Annotated in this window: 15 protein-coding genes and 1 pseudogene; 8 read left to right on the top strand and 8 right to left on the bottom strand. The window is 69.8% G+C overall.

All coding sequences use genetic code 11. The features are described from left to right. Window positions 1-223: 223 nt before the first annotated feature. On the top strand, window positions 224-2,332 hold the full coding sequence (locus ACWEFB_RS31900; RefSeq protein ID WP_452291383.1) for an MMPL family transporter: 2,109 nt from the start codon (window positions 224-226) through the stop codon (window positions 2,330-2,332). A gap of 133 nt (window positions 2,333-2,465) precedes the next feature. On the opposite strand, the gene ACWEFB_RS31895 is transcribed toward ACWEFB_RS31900, so the two are convergent. From ACWEFB_RS31895 to ACWEFB_RS31875, 5 genes and pseudogenes are all read right to left on the bottom strand, one after another. After that, on the bottom strand, window positions 2,466-2,660 hold the full coding sequence (locus ACWEFB_RS31895) for a ferredoxin (protein WP_452291381.1): 195 nt from the start codon (window positions 2,658-2,660) through the stop codon (window positions 2,466-2,468). 22 nt (window positions 2,661-2,682) lie between these two features. Then, window positions 2,683-3,892 (bottom strand): annotated as a pseudogene (locus tag ACWEFB_RS31890) (cytochrome P450). Continuing rightward, on the bottom strand, window positions 3,889-5,058 hold the full coding sequence (locus tag ACWEFB_RS31885) for an NAD(P)/FAD-dependent oxidoreductase (protein ID WP_452291379.1): 1,170 nt from the start codon (window positions 5,056-5,058) through the stop codon (window positions 3,889-3,891). The pseudogene ACWEFB_RS31890 and the gene ACWEFB_RS31885 overlap by 4 nt, the downstream one beginning before the upstream one ends. Window positions 5,059-5,105: 47 nt before the next feature. Then, window positions 5,106-5,306 (bottom strand): ferredoxin, encoded by a 201-nt coding sequence (locus ACWEFB_RS31880; RefSeq protein WP_452291377.1) that lies wholly within the window; start codon window positions 5,304-5,306, stop codon window positions 5,106-5,108. After that, window positions 5,303-5,998: a TetR/AcrR family transcriptional regulator gene (locus ACWEFB_RS31875; RefSeq protein ID WP_452291375.1), complete on the bottom strand. Its 696-nt coding sequence runs from the start codon at window positions 5,996-5,998 to the stop codon at window positions 5,303-5,305. Before ACWEFB_RS31875 ends, ACWEFB_RS31880 begins: the two co-directional genes overlap by 4 nt. Before the next feature lie 295 nt (window positions 5,999-6,293). On the opposite strand from ACWEFB_RS31875, the gene ACWEFB_RS31870 reads away from it, so the two are divergent. Beyond that, window positions 6,294-7,232 carry an alpha/beta hydrolase gene (locus tag ACWEFB_RS31870; protein WP_452291373.1) on the top strand — a complete coding sequence of 313 codons (939 nt, stop codon included), beginning with the start codon at window positions 6,294-6,296 and terminating at the stop codon, window positions 7,230-7,232. Between the two features lie 141 nt (window positions 7,233-7,373). Continuing rightward, window positions 7,374-8,333, top strand: coding sequence for a TAXI family TRAP transporter solute-binding subunit (locus ACWEFB_RS31865; RefSeq protein WP_452291371.1), 960 nt, complete (start codon window positions 7,374-7,376; stop codon window positions 8,331-8,333). A gap of 37 nt (window positions 8,334-8,370) precedes the next feature. On the opposite strand, the gene ACWEFB_RS31860 is transcribed toward ACWEFB_RS31865, so the two are convergent. Together ACWEFB_RS31860 and ACWEFB_RS31855 are read right to left on the bottom strand one after the other, a co-directional pair. Then, window positions 8,371-9,852 carry a sensor histidine kinase gene (locus tag ACWEFB_RS31860; RefSeq protein WP_452291369.1) on the bottom strand — a complete coding sequence of 494 codons (1,482 nt, stop codon included), beginning with the start codon at window positions 9,850-9,852 and terminating at the stop codon, window positions 8,371-8,373. A gap of 6 nt (window positions 9,853-9,858) precedes the next feature. Then, window positions 9,859-10,542, bottom strand: coding sequence for a response regulator transcription factor (locus ACWEFB_RS31855; protein WP_452291367.1), 684 nt, complete (start codon window positions 10,540-10,542; stop codon window positions 9,859-9,861). Window positions 10,543-10,717: 175 nt separating this feature from the next. On the opposite strand from ACWEFB_RS31855, the gene ACWEFB_RS31850 reads away from it, so the two are divergent. The 5 genes from ACWEFB_RS31850 (at window position 10,718) to ACWEFB_RS31830 (ending at window position 15,888) form a co-directional block, all read left to right on the top strand. Beyond that, window positions 10,718-11,734, top strand: a complete 1,017-nt coding sequence (locus ACWEFB_RS31850; protein ID WP_452291365.1) for a tripartite tricarboxylate transporter substrate-binding protein — start codon at window positions 10,718-10,720, stop codon at window positions 11,732-11,734. 1 nt (window position 11,735) lies between these two features. Continuing rightward, window positions 11,736-12,197, top strand: a complete 462-nt coding sequence (locus ACWEFB_RS31845) for a tripartite tricarboxylate transporter TctB family protein (RefSeq protein WP_326559256.1) — start codon at window positions 11,736-11,738, stop codon at window positions 12,195-12,197. A gap of 20 nt (window positions 12,198-12,217) precedes the next feature. Next, window positions 12,218-13,723, top strand: a complete 1,506-nt coding sequence (locus ACWEFB_RS31840; protein ID WP_452291362.1) for a tripartite tricarboxylate transporter permease — start codon at window positions 12,218-12,220, stop codon at window positions 13,721-13,723. A 23-nt stretch (window positions 13,724-13,746) separates the two neighbouring features. Beyond that, the gene (locus ACWEFB_RS31835) at window positions 13,747-13,908 is read left to right on the top strand and encodes a hypothetical protein (protein ID WP_452291361.1); all 162 of its coding nucleotides are present in this window, start codon (window positions 13,747-13,749) and stop codon (window positions 13,906-13,908) included. Window positions 13,909-14,493: 585 nt separating this feature from the next. Next, window positions 14,494-15,888, top strand: coding sequence for an endo-1,4-beta-xylanase (locus ACWEFB_RS31830; protein WP_452291360.1), 1,395 nt, complete (start codon window positions 14,494-14,496; stop codon window positions 15,886-15,888). Window positions 15,889-16,110: 222 nt separating this feature from the next. Here ACWEFB_RS31830 and ACWEFB_RS31825 read toward each other — a convergent pair. Further along, the coding region (locus tag ACWEFB_RS31825; RefSeq protein ID WP_452291359.1) for a hypothetical protein at window positions 16,111-16,312 on the bottom strand (202 nt) is incomplete at its 5' end.

Below are 16,312 nucleotides of genomic sequence, written 5' to 3'. Positions count from 1 at the left end.
CGAATAAACGGGTAGTAGGACCACCCTCCATGGGGATGGTGCTACCCGTGACCGGGCGAGGTTTCCGGCTCAGACTCGGTGCTGGCGAGATGTCGATCCGATGCCCGTTACCCCCAGTCGAAATGAAAGGTCCAAGACGTTGACCAAGCGATCTGTCACCGTTCGCGTAGCAAGATGGAGCGCGCTCCACCCGTGGTGGGCCATTGGTCTCTGGACCCTGTTCGTGGCGGTCTGTCTGGCAGCCTCGTCGGCGGGGATCCGCCTGGCCACCCCCGACGAACTGGGCCAGGGAGAGTCGGGGCGCGCCACCCAGACGCGTGACTCGGCGGGGCTGACCCCACCGGCGGTGGAGAACATCCTGATCACGGCCCGTGGCGTCGGTTTCGACACGGCCGAGGCGCAGCGGGCCGCCGCCGACGCCACCCGCCGGATGCGTGGCCTGTCCGAGGTGGACCAGGTGGCCGACCCGGTGCCCGCACCGGTCGGCTCGGCGCTCCTGGTGGCGGTGACGATGTCGGGTGACGCGCGGACCGCCGACCAACGGGTGACTCCGTTGCTCGACGAGACCTCCGCCGTGCAGGACGCCTTCCCCGCCCTGCGGATCGAGCAGTCCGGCCCGGCCTCCGTGCAGGCCGGTATCAACGAGCAGCTGGGTTCCGACTTCGTCAAGGCCGAGACACTGAGCCTGCCGGTCACCCTGCTGATCATGATGGTCGCGTTCGGTGCGATCATCGCGGCCGGCGTGCCGGTCCTGCTCGCCTTCTCCTCGGTGGGCGCGGCGATGGGACTGTGGGCGCTCGTGTCCCAGCTGGTGCCGGATCCGGGTCAGGTGTCCAACATGATCCTGCTGATGGGAATGGCGGTCGGCGTCGACTATTCGCTGTTCTACCTCAAGCGTGAGCGGCAGGAGCGGGCGCGCGGACGGAACCGGATCGATGCCATCGAGATCGCGACGGCCACGTCCGGCCACTCGGTGGTGGTCTCGGGCATCGCGGTCATCGTGTCGATGGCCGCGCTATACCTCTCCAACGATCTGGTCTTCACCTCGCTGGCCACCGGGTCGATCATCGTCGTGGCGGTGGCGGTCCTGGGGTCCCTGACCGTGCTGCCCGCACTGCTCGCCAAGCTCGGCAAGGGACTGGACCGGCCGAGGGTGCCGATCCTGTGGCGGCTGACCGGTCGTAGCGGCGAGCCGAGGCTGTGGCCTGCGCTGCTCCGTCCGGTGCTGCGGTTCCCGGCGCTGACCTTCGTCCTCGCCGTCGCCGCGCTGCTGGCGATGGCGTTGCCCGCGCTGGACCTGCGGCTCAAGTCGGCCGAGGTCGACGACTATCCGCAGTCGATCCCGGCGATCGCCGCCTACAGCCGGCTGACCGAGGCGTTTCCGAGCAAGGGAACCACCCACCAGGTGGTCGTCGAAGCGCCGGCGTCGAGCGCGGATCAGGTGGCCGCCACGCTGGCACAACTTACCACCCGGGTGAGTCAGGACGACCTGTTCGGCGCGGAGCAGGATCCGCAGTCGCGCTCCTCTGCCGACGGCACCGTGCACGTGGTGAATGTGGCGACCCGGTTCGCCACCAACTCGCCCGAGGCGGAGGAATCCGTACGGAAGCTGCGTGAGGTGATCGTGCCGGAGACGATCGGCAGGGTGCCCGGGGCCGAAGTCACGGTTGGTGGTCAGGTGCCCAACAGCCTCGACTACGCGGCCAACGTCGAGCAGAAGCTGCCCTGGGTGGTCGGTCTCGTCCTGCTGCTGACGTTCCTGGTCATGGTGGTGTCGTTCCGGTCGGTGGTGGTTGGCGTCGTCGCGCTGGTGATCAACACGTTGTCGGCCGGGGCTGCCTTCGGCCTGCTTGTGCTGATCTTCCAGCGGGAGTGGGCGGAAGACCTCCTGGGATTCCAGTCCAACGGCGCCATCGTCTCCTGGATCCCACTGTTCCTTTTCGTGGTGCTCTTCGGACTCTCCATGGACTATCACGTCTTCGTGGTCAATTCGATCCGCGAGGCGGCCCGCCAGGGCGGGGACATCCGTCAGGCGATCGCGACGGGCATCAGCCAGTCGGCGGGGGTGGTCACCAGTGCCGCGGTCGTCATGGTCTCGGTCTTCGCCATCTTCGCCACCCTGAGCTTCATCGAGTTCAAGCAGCTCGGCCTGGGCCTGGCGTTGGCGGTGCTGCTCGACGCTCTGATCATCCGTGGGGTGGTACTTCCCTCACTGATGGCCATGCTCGGCAGGGCGAACTGGTGGCCGTCGCGGATCGACGTGCGGTCGGATCCGGGGGAGCCGGTGCGCGAGGTCGACGCCCCGTCCGTCCCGGTCACCACGGCCCGCTGACCGCTGTCCTCGTACGCGTATCCGACGCGCCGGCTGCCGGATGGCGGCCGGCGCGTCCGGTCCACACCGCCGTCGCAGCGCCAACCGGTCCGCCCGGGTCAGCCCAGGCGTGGCGGGCGGGTCGCAGGTGGTGCTACTCCGTGAGGGTGATGGCCAGTGCCGGGCATACGGCTGCCGCGTGGCGGACGTCGTCGGCGAGTTCCCCTGGTGGGTTGGGGTCGAGTAGTACGACGATGCCGTCCTCGTCGCGCTGGTCGAACACGGTCGTCGCGGCTGTCACGCACTGCCCGGACGCGACGCACCTGTCCTGGTCGATGGTCACCTTCATGGGGTCTCCTCCGGAGGTAGGGTCACCAGGTCACGGGAAGCTCGTACACCCCGTACACCGAGCCGTCGTGTTTGAACGGGACCTCGTCCAGCTCGACCGCCAGTCGCAACGTGGGGATGCGCCGGTACAGCGTGCTGTACACAACCTGGAGTTCCATCCGTGCCAGTGGCTGCCCGAGGCACTGGTGCACCCCGAAGCCGAACGCCACGTGCCGGCGGGCGTCCCGCTGGATGTCGAGCCGGTCGGGGTCGGAGAAGATCTCCGGGTCCCGGTTCGCGATGTCGTTGGCCAGGATGATGCCCTCGCCGGCACGGATGATCGCCGCCGGCGATCTCGATGTCCTCGAGCGCGACGCGGCGTCGTCCGTTGTGTGTGATGTGCAGGTATCGCAGGAGTTCCTCGACCGCGCCGGCGACGAGCTTCGGGTCGTTCGAGTCGCGTAACAGTTCCAGCTGGTCGGGGTGCTCCAGCAGGGCCAGCGTGCCGAGCGCGATCATGTTCGCGGTGGTCTCGTGCCCGGCGATCAGCATGAGTACGCCAATCTGGGCCGCGTCCGGTCGGGTCAACTCCCCGGTCCTGATCCGCTCGGTCAGTCCGGAAAGCAGGTCGTCGCCGGGTTCGGTGAGCTTCTCGCCGATCAGCTCGTCCAGGTACGCGAACAGCCGGCCGGCGGCGTCCCGCCGCTGCTCCGGTTCCGCATCCCGGTTGATCATCGTGCTGCTGTGCTCCTGGAAGAAGTCATGGTCCGTATAGGGCACGCCGAGCAGTTGGCAGATCACCAGCGACGGCATCGGAAGCGCGAGCGCCTGCACGAGGTCCACCGGCTTCGGGCCGGTCAGCATGTCGTCGATCAGGTCGTCCACGATCTTCTGTACGGCCGGCCGCATGGCCTCGACCCGCTTGATGGTGAAGGGCGCGGTCACCATCCGCCGCAGTCGGGCGTGCTCGGGGTCGTCCATGAGGATGAAGCTGATGGGCGCGTCGCTGATGGGCGCCGGGCTCGGGTAGCCGGGGCGGGTCATGTCGGCGCTGACCCTCGGGTCGGCCAGCAGGACCCGCTGTTCCGCGTACCGGGTCACCAGCCATGGCGTGGTGCCGTCCCACAGTCGGACCCGTGCCAGCGGGGTCCGCTCCCGCAGCGCCTGCATGGTCGGCGGCGGGTCGAATGGGCACTTCGCCGCCCTGGCCGCCGGGAACCCCGGTGCTCCGGTCGAATCGATGGTGCTGGTCATGATGCCTCCTCCACGAGTGCCGCAGGGCCGAGGATTTCCCGTCGGCGCAGGCGGGCTTGTTTGGGCATGTTCCAGCCGAGGACGCCGGTGGTCCTGCCGCCCTGGCGGTACAGCGCGACGAACCGGCGGTCCGCCACCGCACCGTCCACGACCGACACCTCGGCGTCCGGCGCCAGGATCCCGTGCACCTGGATCCTGGCGTCGTACTGGTCGGTCCAGTGGTAGGGCACGGGGGTGTAGGGGCGGTCGTCGCCGAGGATGGTGGCGGCGACGGCGACCGCCTGCTCGGTGGCGTTGGTCCGGTTCTCCAGCCGCAGCGACACGTCGAGCCGCTCGTGATGCCAGCGGGCCACGTCACCGGCGGCGTAGATCCCGTCGGCCGCCCGCGAGCGGGAGTCGCACACCAGCCCGTCGTCCAGCGGGAGCCCGCTGCCGACAAGCCAGTCCGTCGCCGGTACGGCGCCGAATGCCACCACGACAACGTCGGCCGGCAGCACCCTGCCGTTCTCCAGGCACACGCCGGTGACCCACCCGTCCCGCCCGGTGAGCCCGGTCGCCGCGGCACCGAGCCGCAGCTCGACCCCGTGCTCGGCGTGCAGGTCCGCGAGCAGGCCAGCGGCCAGCGGGCCGAACTGCATCGCCAGCGGCGCGGGCTGAGGGCCGGTCATGGTGACCGGGAGCCCCATGCCCCGCGCGGTGGCGGCGATCTCCGCGCCGAGCACGCCGTCTCCGACGACCACGACCCGCGAGCCGCGCAGCAGGTCCGCCCGGAGCGCCAGCGCATCGTCGAGCGTGCGCAGCACGTGTACGCCAGCCAGCCCGTCCTGACCGGGCAGCGTACGGGGCCTCAGCCCGGTGGCCACCACGATCGCCTCCGCTGTCAGGGTGCGTCCGGCGGCGGTGTGGACGGTGCGGGTCGCGGTGTCCAGACCGACCGCCGGGTCACCGGTGATGATCTCCGCGTCCAGGGCGGACAGGGCGGCCGGTGGCCGAAGGTGGGACCGATCGGCCGGCCAACTACCGGCGAGGATCTGTTTGGACAGCGGCGGCCGGTCGTAGGGCGGGTGCGGCTCGGCGCCCAGCACCGTCAGCCGGCCCCGGTAACCCCCGCGGCGTAGGGCTTCCACGGTGCCGAGGCCGGCGGCCGAGGCTCCGACCACCAGCACGCTGTCGGGGTTGCTCCGGGTTCGGCGGCTTGCCGCCGGGGCTCCGCTCACGGCTTCTCGCGCAACGAGATTGCGGCCGCCGGACAGACGCTGGCGGACTCGCGGATGATCTCGTGCAGTGCCTCGGGCGGTACCGCGTCGAGCAGGACCACGATCCCGTCCTCGTCGCGCTGGTCGAACACCTCCGGCGCGAGCATCACGCAGGTGCCGGCGCCGCAGCATCTGTCCTCGTCCACCGTCACTCTCATGGTTGCTCCCGTTCTTCGTCGGGGTGGGTCGTGACCGGTGCCAGCCAGAGCCCGACGAGTGCGTCGATCAGCCCGTTCGCGGCGTCGTGCCAGCTGGGCCGGGGGGTGGGGGTGCCATCGGCCAGGGCACGCTCACGCTCGGCGAACGTGTGCACCAGCAGTTGCCGGGACATGTCGGTTCGCTCGGCGCGCACGTCGGCCGGCAGTTCGGGGAGGGACCCGTGCAGCCCGTCCATGATCCGTCCCAGTGACGGTGACGAGACGTACTCCTCGATCATGATCGAGCGCAACGAGGGGTCGGTCATCACCTGCGCGGCGAACCGGCCGTGCCAGGTGGGGCTGCCCACCTCGGCCAGGTGATCGGTGACCGGCCGGACCAGGCAGGCGATCCAGTCCCGGATGTCCGCGTGGTGGCCGATCCTGGCCAGCATGCGCTGACGGTTCTCCTCGATCGGTGCGGAGTGCTTGCGTGCGATCGCGCGTACCAGGTCGGCCTTGGTGCCGAAGTGGTATCCGACCGCTGTGTTGTTGCCCTGCCCGGCGGCCTCGCTGACCTGCCGGTTGGACACGGCGAGCACTCCGTGTTCGGCGAACAGGCGCTCCGCCACCGTCATGATCAGCTCTCGGGTCGTGAGTGCCCGCTCCGCCCGCAACGTTCTCCCGGCGTCGTCGCCGGCGGTCCTGCTCGTCATCGCCATTCCACCCTGGTCCGCCTCGCCCCGAGCCACCGCAGCGTCCTTTTCGGCGATGTCGGTCGACTCACAGCCTGGCGACATCTTCCCGGTAAGTCAATCAATTGACTTAAACTTCGGTGAGTGCAGCACGAGATCGAGGCTCTGCCTGTCCCGACTCGGGGGTTTCACCTGATCATGGCGATCGCGGCTTTCGTGCCCCGGCCGTACGGCGGCGCCGCTCGGATCATGGCTGGAGTCCGAGGTCGGGGCGGGCGTGCAGCGAGGCGCGTGCCAGATTCGAGGAGAGATGTTCATGAAGCTGACCATGGTCGACCCCGAGTTGCGCCGCGCCGTCGCGCGTACCCCGCGGCTGCCGCTCAATCGGACCTGGGGACGGCGGGTGGTACGTGCCCTGGTCCACCGGCGCGGGCCGGGCAAGCCGGTCGAGGGCGTCGAGGTCACCAAGGTCGACCACGGCGCGGGCCTGCGCCTGTACACCCCTGTCGGTGGTGGTTCGGGGGCGGCGCTGCTGTGGGTGCACGGCGGCGGGTACGTCATCGGCGACGCCGTCCAGGACGACGCCTTCTGCGCCGTCACCGCCCGGGAACTCGACGTTGCCGTTGTCTCGACGAACTACCGACTTGCCCCTGAACACCCCTTCCCGGCCGCGCTCGATGACGCCTTCGCCGCCTGGCAGTGGCTGCAACAATCGGCCGGGTCCCTCGGGGTCGACCGGGACCGCATCGGCGTCGGGGGTGCGAGCGCCGGCGCCGGTCTGGCCGCCTGCCTGGTGCAGCGGGTGCACGACGCCGGCGGCGCCCAGCCGGTCGCACAGTGGCTCTTTGCTCCGATGCTCGATGACCGCACCGCCGCCCGTCGTGAACTCGACCAGGTGCGCCACCGGATATGGAACAACGCCGCGAACCGGGTCGGGTGGGGCGCTTACCTCGGCGGCGAGCCGGGCGGCCCGCGTACCCCCGACTACTCGGTCGCGGCTCGCCGCGCCGATCTTCGCGGTCTGCCACCGGCCTGGATCAGCGTGGGTGACATCGATCTGTTCGCTGACGAGGACCGCGACTATTCGCAGCGCCTACGCGACGCGGGCGTGGACTGCGTGCTCGACGTGGTCCCCGGTGCTCCGCACGGCTTCGAAGCATGGGCTCCCGATACGGGTGTGGCCCGGGGGCTGCTGCAGCGCAGCCGCGCCTGGCTGGGAGCACGGCTGACCGGCCCGGGCTCGGACCAAGGTTGACCAGAGCCATTCGTTGATCGCTGCGAGGCAGATGGTGGCCTCGTGGCGCGCGGCGATGGGCAGGTGGCGCGGGTGCGGGGCATCGACGAATCTCTGTTCGCGTCGGCGCCCCGACGTACGCCGTCCGCGTATCATCTCGGCATGGGGCTGAACTCGGGGCCACCGATCAGCCGGCGGGCGGTGCTCCAGGCCGCCGGAGGGCTGCTCATTGGTTGCTCCCAGCAGCCCGACTTCGACAGGGTCCACCTGCGACTCGCCACCGGGCCGGCGGGGGCGGTGTACCGGCGCATCGGCGGTGCGCTGGCCGAACACATCTCCGAGCATGTGCCCGGTGCGGTGGTGACCACCGTGCCGAGCGGGGCGTCCACCGACAACATCCGGATGCTGCGGGCCGGCGAGGTGCACCTCGGGCTGACGAGCCTCGACGCACTGATCACCGGCGACGGCAGCGCGCCCGAGGGACTCTCGGCGATCTGCCGACTTTACGACAGCCACCTGCATCTCGTGGTCATGGCCAGTTCGGCGATCGACGATTTCCGGGACCTCGAGGGCAAACGCGTATCCCTCGGTGCCCGCGACTCCGGCACGGAGTTCACGTCGCTGCGGGTGCTGGGGCTCGGCCCGGTGAAGGCCGACGGTCGGTTCCTCAGCCAGGCCGAATCGGCGGCGACACTGCGCGACGGCGAGATCGACGCGATGTTCTCCCTGACCGGCGTACCGACACCCGCGATCACGGAGTTGGCGCAGCGGCAACCCATCCGGCTGGTTCCGTTGGACGCGCAGGCAGACGCGCTCTTCACGGCGTACCCGGGTCCCTATGCTCCGGCCATGGTTCCCGCGACCGCCTACGCCGGCGTCCCGGCCACCCGCACCGTTGCGGTGCCGAACGTGCTCCTCGTGCGCAACGACCTGCCCGACGACCTGGTCTACGCCATCACCGACACGATCTTCACGTACGCGGGGACGATCGCCTCCGAGAGCCGCGACGACGCCGAGGCCGTGCCCGAGGCGTGGCGGATCAACGTCCGTACCGGGATCTCCACCGCATCGGTCCCGCTTCATCCGGGCTCGGCCGCCTGGTTCCGCGACCGCAAGCGCTGACGAGGTACGGCAACGGGCCGGCGAGGGGGCCGGGTCCTCAGATCGGCGACCGGGCCGGGGCGCCGGAGGGCGACTCGACCCGCGGTACGACCGGCAGCGCGATCACCGCGGCGAACCCGTTGCCGGACCCGTCCGGACGCGGCAGGCCCTTCTCCAGCCGCAGTTCGCCCCCGGCGGCCCCGACCAGGTCGGCGCAGATCGCCAGTCCCAGGCCGGTCCCGGGCACGTTCTGGTGCCGCGGCGACCGCCAGAACCGCCGTAGTGCCTGGGCCCGCTCGGTGTCGTCGACCCCCTGGCCGTCGTCGCGAACCGCGATGGTCACCACGCCCCCGGTCGCGGAGTCGCTGCCGTGTTCGGCGGCACCACCATCGGGGACGACTCGGGCACTCACCTGCACCATCTGCGCGTCCGACAGCCGTAGCGCGTTGCTGATCAGCTCGTCCAGGATGCTGCCCAGTCCGCCCGGCGGCTCCAGCAACCGCAGCCCCGGTGGCACGTCGACCACCAGTGTCTGCCCCGCCGTTGCCGTCAACGCCCGCCACCGGTCCACCCGGGTCGTCAGCACCTCGTCGAGATCCACCGGCGACGCCGTCCGCATGCTCTCCATCCGCGCACTGGCCTGCAGCGAGTTCAGCATCCGCTGCATGGCCTTCAGCTCGTCGACGGCGACGTCGTACATCTGTCGCCCGTCGCTCTCCGGCCGCAGGTGCATCTCGAGGCTCTCCACCGCGAGCCGGAGGCTGGTCAACGGGTTGCGCAACTGATGCGACGCGTCGGACACGAACGCCCGCTGCCGCTGCACGGCATTCTCGACGGCGTCCATCATGGTGTTGAACGAATCTGTGAGCCGCCGCAGCTCGGCCGGGCCGGCCTCGGCGTCGACGCGAATCGTCAGGTCGCCCTCGGAGATCCGCGAGGTCGCTGCGTCCAGCTTCCACACCGGCCGCAGCACCCACGCCGAAACCGGCCAGGCGACGGCCACCAGTGCGATCAACGGCAGCAGCCCGAGCCCGGCGAGCCGGGCCCAGCGTACGAGGATGCGATCGCGCGTCCTGGACAGGTCGGAGATCGTCACGACGGCGCCGACGACCTCACTGTCCCGGCCCACCGGCTCGGCCACGACGAGAGCGGAGTCGTCCCACGGCGCCCATTTCCCGGACGGTTCGGACCGCGCTCCGGCCAGCGCCGCGGTGACGATCCGGGGCAACGCCGGCTCGGCGCGCGCCGCCTCGTGGTAGGCGGCGGCCGGTCCGAGCAGCACCTTGCCCGACGTGTCGATCAGCGCGACCGGGATGCCGTACAGCTTGTGGTAGCGCGCCAGCTCCTGGTGGAGCGCCTCGGTACGCCCGCTGGACAGCGCGGTCTCGGCCAGCGACGCGAACCGGCCGACGTCGCCCAACCGGTCGACGTAGGTCTCCTGCATCTCCCGCTCGGCCACGGTGACACTGAGCGGTGCCCCGAGCGCGGCGACGAGCAGCACCGCGAGGGGTACGAGGACGGCGAGCAGGCGACGGTGCACGATGCGTCAGCCAATCAGCTCCGGCTGGTCGGCCAGGAGCCGATAGCCGACCCCGTGGATCGTGCGGATGAGTACGGCGGGCCCGACCTTGTGCCGCAGCGCCGCGATGTGGGTGTCCAGGGTGCGACTCGAGGACTCCCAGGTCGCGCCCCAGATCTGGTCGAGGATGATGTCCCGGCTCACCACGTTCGGCGCCCGCCGGGCCAGCAGTAGGAGCAGCTCGAACTCCTTGCGGGTCAGCGTCACGGGCGTGCCGTCGACGGTGACCTCGCGGGTGCCGACGCCGATCCGCATCGGGCCGAGGACGAGCGGCCCGTCCGGGTGGCTCAGGGCACGGGCCACCCGGGTACGTCGCAGGACGGCGTCGATCCGAGCCAGCAACTCCGGGACGCCGAACGGCTTCACGATGTAGTCGTCGGCGCCGGCGCGTAGGCCACGTACCCGCTCGTGCTCTTCGGATCGAGCTGTCACGGCGATCACGGCGGTCTCCGGGCGGTCACGCAGCCTGCGGATCACGTCGAGTCCGTCGCCGTCGGGCAGACCCAGATCGACGAGGACGACGTCGGACGGGGCCGCACACGCTGCCTCCGCGGCGGTGGCGATGCGGTGGACCTCGAAGCCCGCCTGGGCAAGGACGGTCACCAGACCCCGCGCCACGCGGTCGTCATCTTCGATGACGGTGATCCGCATACCCGCGAATTGTACGCCCCGGATCGACGATCGTGTCAGCCCCGAGTTCTTTGGATTCCTCTGACATGCGGAGCGTTCCTTGGGATTTCTCTGACACCATCCGCGTCCCTACCAGCCGAGACTGAGGCCGCGCACTCGCCGACGAATGCGCATGCGCCGATGAGGAGGCCCCGATATGGAAACGACCGGCAGCTACCGGGCCGCCGCGCGGTTGGTCGCCGCGATCGGCCTCGTCTCGCTCGTCGCCGCCTGTTCCGGCAACGGGGGCGCCACCGGCGGAGGCGGGGGCTATCCGGACCAGAACATCACGTTCGTCGTGCCGTTCAGCGCGGGCGGTCCGACGGACACGGTCACCCGCATGATCGCCGAGCCGATGGCGGCGAAGCTCGGCGCCAAGATCGTCGTCCAGAACGTCGAGGGCGCCGGCGGCACGGTCGGCGCCGGCGAGGTCGCGCGGGCCGAACCGGACGGCTACACCGTGCTCATGCACCACATCGGCATGTCAACTGCTCCGGCCCTGTACAAGAACCTGGGCTACAAGCCGCTCGAGGACTTCGAGACCGTCGGGCTCGTCACCGAGGTGCCGATGACCATTGTCGCCCGCAAGGACTTCGCACCCGCGACGCTCCAGGACCTCGTGACCCACGTCAAGGCGAACGCCAGCAAGGTCACGCTGGCCAACGCCGGTATCGGCGCGGCATCACACCTGTGCGGCCTGCTGTTCCAGAGCGCCGCCGGGGTCAAGCTCCAGGAGGTCCCGTACCAGGGCACCGGCCCCGCGCTGACCGACCTCGTCGGCGGCCAGGTCGACTTCATGTGCGACCAGACGACCAACACCAGCGGCCAGATCTCCGCGGGCGAGGTGAAGGCGTACGCGGTGACCACACCGGAGCGGGTGAAGAGCCTGCCCGACCTGCCCACCACCGCCGAGGCCGGGCTGCCCCAACTCCAGGTCAGCGTGTGGCACGGTCTCTACGTCCCGGCGGACACGCCCCAGGAGGTCGTACAGAAGCTGTCCGAGGCGCTGAAGGTGGCACTGGCCGATCAAGCGGTCGTCGACCAGATGGCCAAGCTCGGCACCGCGCCGGTCCAGGCCGAGGCCGCGACCCCGCAGGCACACCGGACCAAGCTCGAAGAGCAGCTCGGCACCTGGGCGAAGGTCATCGCCGACGCCGGGGTCAAGGCCTCCTGAGGTGGAACGCCGCCGGTCCTTCCCGGATGTCCTCGCCGGGGGAGTGTTCGTACTGATCGGTGGCGCGTTCGTGGTGGGGGCGCTCGGCTACGAACTGGGTACCCCACTGCGGATGGGCCCCGGAGCCTTTCCGCTGCTGGTCGGCGCGACCGTCGCCACCCTGGGGCTGGCGATCGTCGTCAAGGGACTCGTCGCCGGCGAGGTGATCTCGTTCGGACCGGTCCCGTGGCGTGCGGTCGGCGTCATCGTCCTCGCGGTCCTGTTCTTCGGGTTCACCGTCCGGCGCCTCGGATTCGTACCGACAGCGGCGGTGACCGCCCTGCTCACGACGCTGGCCAGCACCCGCGTACGGCTGCTCACGGCCGTCGCCGTGGCCGCCGGGCTGACCCTGGCCAGCACGCTCATCTTCATCGTCGGACTTCAGATGCGGATCCCGCTATGGGGCCCGTGGCTCGGGTTCTGACGCGACCGCCGGATTGAGGCATGGAACTTCTCGACAACCTCGCGCTGGGCTTCTCGACCGCCTTCCTGGTCCAGAACGTCCTCTACTGCTTCGTGGGTGTGCTGCTCGGGACGGCGGTCGGCGTCCTGCCCGGCATCGGGCCGACGGCGACGGTGGCGATGCTGCTGCCGATCACGTTCAGCTTCGAGCCGGTCACGGCGCTGATCATGCTGGCTGGCATCTACTACGGCGCACAGTACGGCGGGTCGACGACCGCCATCCTGATCAATCTGCCCGGTGAGTCGTCGGCGGCGGTCACCGCCCTGGACGGGCACGAGATGGCCCGGCAGGGCCGGGCCGGCGCGGCCCTGGCCGCCGCCGCGGTCGGTTCCTTCATCGCGGGTACGGTGGCCACCGTCGCGCTCGCCGTCGCGGCCCCACCGCTGGCCCGCGTGGCGTTGAAGTTCGGCCCGGCCGAATACTTCTCGCTGGTGTTGCTCGGCCTGATCGTGTCGATCGCGCTGGCCCGTGGCACGGCGCTCAAGGCACTGGCGATGATCGCGCTCGGCGTCCTGCTCGGCACGGTCGGACAGGACATCTACACCGGCACGCCCCGGTTCGTGCTCGACCAGCGCGAGCTGTACGGCGGCATCGACTTCGTCTCGGTCGCCGTCGGCATGTTCGGGGTGGCCGAGATCCTGCGCAACCTGGAGAACGAGCATACCCGCGCGGCGGTCATCAGCAAGGTGACGAGCCTCTGGCCGACCCGCGAGGACCGGCGCCGGATCGTCGGCCCGATCCTGCGGGGCACCGGTCTCGGCGCCGCGCTCGGCGTCCTGCCCGGCGGTGGCCACGTGCTGGCCTCGTTCACCTCGTACGCCGTCGAGAAGCGGATCTCGAAACGGCCGCAGGAGTTCGGGCGCGGTGCGATCGAGGGTGTCGCCGGCCCCGAGTCGGCGAACAACGCCGCCGCACAGACGTCGTTCATCCCACTGCTCACCCTGGGCCTGCCCGCGCATCCGGTGATGGCACTGATGGTCGGCGCGTTCATCGTCCACGGCATAACCCCCGGCCCGAACGTCCTCACCGACGAACCGGCACTGTTCTGGGGCCTGATCGCGTCGATGTGGATCGGCAACGTGCTGCTCCTCCTGCTGAACCTGCCGCTGATCGGGCTCTGGGTACGCATGCTGCGCATCCCGTACCAGGTGCTGTTCCCGATGATCATCCTGTTCGCCGCGATCGGCACCTACTCCCTGGCGTTCAACGCGTACGACGTCTACGCGATCGCGTTCTTCGGGATCCTGGGCTACATCCTGATCAAGTGCGGCTGCGAGCCGGCGCCACTGCTGCTCGGCTTCGTCCTCGGCCCCTTGCTGGAGGAGAACCTGCGGCGGGCGCTCATCATCTCCCGCGGCGACGCGTCGGTCTTCCTGACCCGACCGATCTCCGCGGTCCTCCTGGCCCTGGCCGTGGCGGCGCTCGTCGTCGCCGTCCTCCCGGCGATTCACCGGCGCCGCGAAGTCGTGTTCGCCGAGGAGGAGTAGGAGCCGTCGCCGGAAGGGCGCACGTGGTTGGCGGCGGCGTGGTCGGCGCGGCCGTCGTCGATGGAGCCGACGAAGTCGACGGTGTGGCCGCCGGCGACGAGCTTCTGCCGCAGACCGATCCGGTGACCACCGTGCCCGCGGTGAGAACGGCCGGTAGCGGTCTGGTCGATCCGTTGCGCATCTGATCCTCCGGGTAGGGAGGCGGCGGAGCGGCTCAGGTTGCCGTCGGGGTGCGCCGGCTCCGGTCGTCGGTAGCGAAAAGTCGCTTGCTCCCGTGTGGTCGGTGCGCACTCTCCCCGGCCGCAAACTTGCGAGCCCGTGGCCGAAAATTTCCAGGCTGCCGGCGCCGACTATCCGCTGTCCGACCTGGGTTTTTGTGGCGGAAGGGCAGGTCAACGCAAAGATTCATAGACTTGAATCATACGAAACTTTTCCGTAACCTCTCGGCCTACGGGTGGGCTTGAGGTCCATGTCCCGGCTCAACCGGCTTCGGGCTGCACCCGTACCCCACCACCCTCGCCCTGCAAAGGAGGCCGCGTTGGGCGTCTCACACCGCGCGGCGGCGGACCGGCCCCAGTCGTGCCCGCTGTCGCGGCGATCCCGCCGCTCCCTCGGTCGTCGCAAGCTGGCCGGCGCGTAGGCGGCGCCATCCGTCAGCGTCCGGACCGATCCCGCCGGACCCGCCAAATGCTGCCTGCACCGCCGCCCTGTCCCCGGGCCCACGGTGAAACTCCGTCGACCTTGTCAACTGACCAGAGAGGCTTACAGGAATGATGAACCAACCCGTTGAGGCGCGTCCCCGCCCGACGACGAGACGATTCCGGCAGTCCCGGCTGTTGCTGGGCGTCATGAGCCTGCTGCTCGCCACCGGCACCGCGGTCGTGGTGAGCACCTCGGCGCAGGCGGCCACAACCCTGGGCGCGTCGGCCGCCGAGCGTGGCGGGCGGTTCTTCGGTACCGCCGTCGCGGCGGGCAAGTTGAGCGATTCGGCGTACACGACCATCCTGAATCGGGAGTTCAACCAGGTCACGCCGGAAAACGAGATGAAGATCGACGCGACCGAGCCGAACCAGAACCAGTTCAGCTACGGCAACGCCGACCGGATCGTGCAGCACGCCCGATCGCGCGGCATGCAGGTGCGTGGCCACACGCTCGCCTGGCACAGCCAGCAGCCGGGCTGGATGCAGAGCATGTCGGGTACGGCGCTGCGCAACGCGATGCTCAACCACGTCACGCAGGTCGCTACCCACTTCCGCGGTCAGGTCACGTGGTGGGACGTGGTGAACGAGGCGTTCGCCGACGGATCCAGCGGTGCCCGGCGCGACTCCAACCTGCAGCGGACGGGCAACGACTGGATCGAGGCGGCGTTCCGTGCCGCGCGGGCGGCGGACCCCGGCGCCAAGCTCTGCTACAACGACTACAACACCGACAACTGGACCGATGCGAAGACCCAGGCCGTCTACCGGATGGTCCAGGACTTCAAGAACCGTGGCGTGCCGATCGACTGCGTGGGTCTGCAGTCGCACTTCACGGGTGGCTCGAACTATCCGAGCAACTACCGTACGACGTTGTCCAGCTTCGCCGCGCTCGGAGTGGACGTGCACATCACCGAGCTGGACATCCGTAACGCCCCGGCGGACGCGTACCGCAACGTGACCAACGACTGCCTGGCGGTGCCTCGTTGCACCGGCATCACGGTCTGGGGTATCCGCGATTCGGACTCGTGGCGGTCCGGTGAGAGTCCGCTGCTGTTCAACAGCAGTGGTGGCAAGAAAGCGGCGTACGACGCGGTACTCGCCGCGCTGAACAGCGGCGCTCCCAACCCCACCACCACGCCGCCGACAACCACGCCGCCAACGACCCTCCCCCCGACGACCCCGCCGCCCGGCGGTAGCTGCACGGCGTCGATCACCCCGGGCACGGTCTGGGGCGACCGGTACAACACCTCGGTCACGGTCAGCGGGGCCAGCACCTGGTCCGTGGTCGTGGCGATCACCTCGCCACAGCGGGTCTCCACCACCTGGAGCGGCAGCTTCAGCTGGGACAGCAGCGGCAGCGTGATGACGGTGCGCTCCAACGGCAGCGGCAACACGTTCGGCTTCACCACGATGATGAACGGCAACTCCAGCGCCCGACCCCAGATCAGGTCCTGCACCGCCGGCTGAGCCGTAGGAAACGACCGCTGGCCGTGCGCGGCAACCAACGCACGGCCAGCGGCCCCGGCACGGCTCCCGGCGCCGTGGTGCGCATCGTCGTCCACCCGGAGCTGGTGAACCGTTCTCGGCCCGATCGGCAGGACACCGTGAAGGCGTCCGCTCCGTACCGACCCGCGGTCGGGTCGGCCACGCCGACCCTGGATGCCCGAGCGACCTACGCCTACGCCATGATCAAGATGGCCGGACCGCGTCGACGTCCCAGTCAGCCCACCGCAGCAACCGCCGCATCCCACGAACGTGATCAAGGCTCGACTCGGTCGGTGCCGTTGCAGCACTAGTACTCCAGCCGCGTTTCGCGAATTGAGTGTTCTGGCAGCTCAGTGCCGGTTCTGGCTCGGCGGGCGGTGAAAAAGCTACCAGATGTGCATCGATG

It is taken from the genome of Micromonospora sp. NPDC004704 (genome assembly GCF_053601675.1).
Note: the sequence above shows the minus strand (reverse complement) of the source record. Positions and strands in the feature narration are given on the sequence as shown.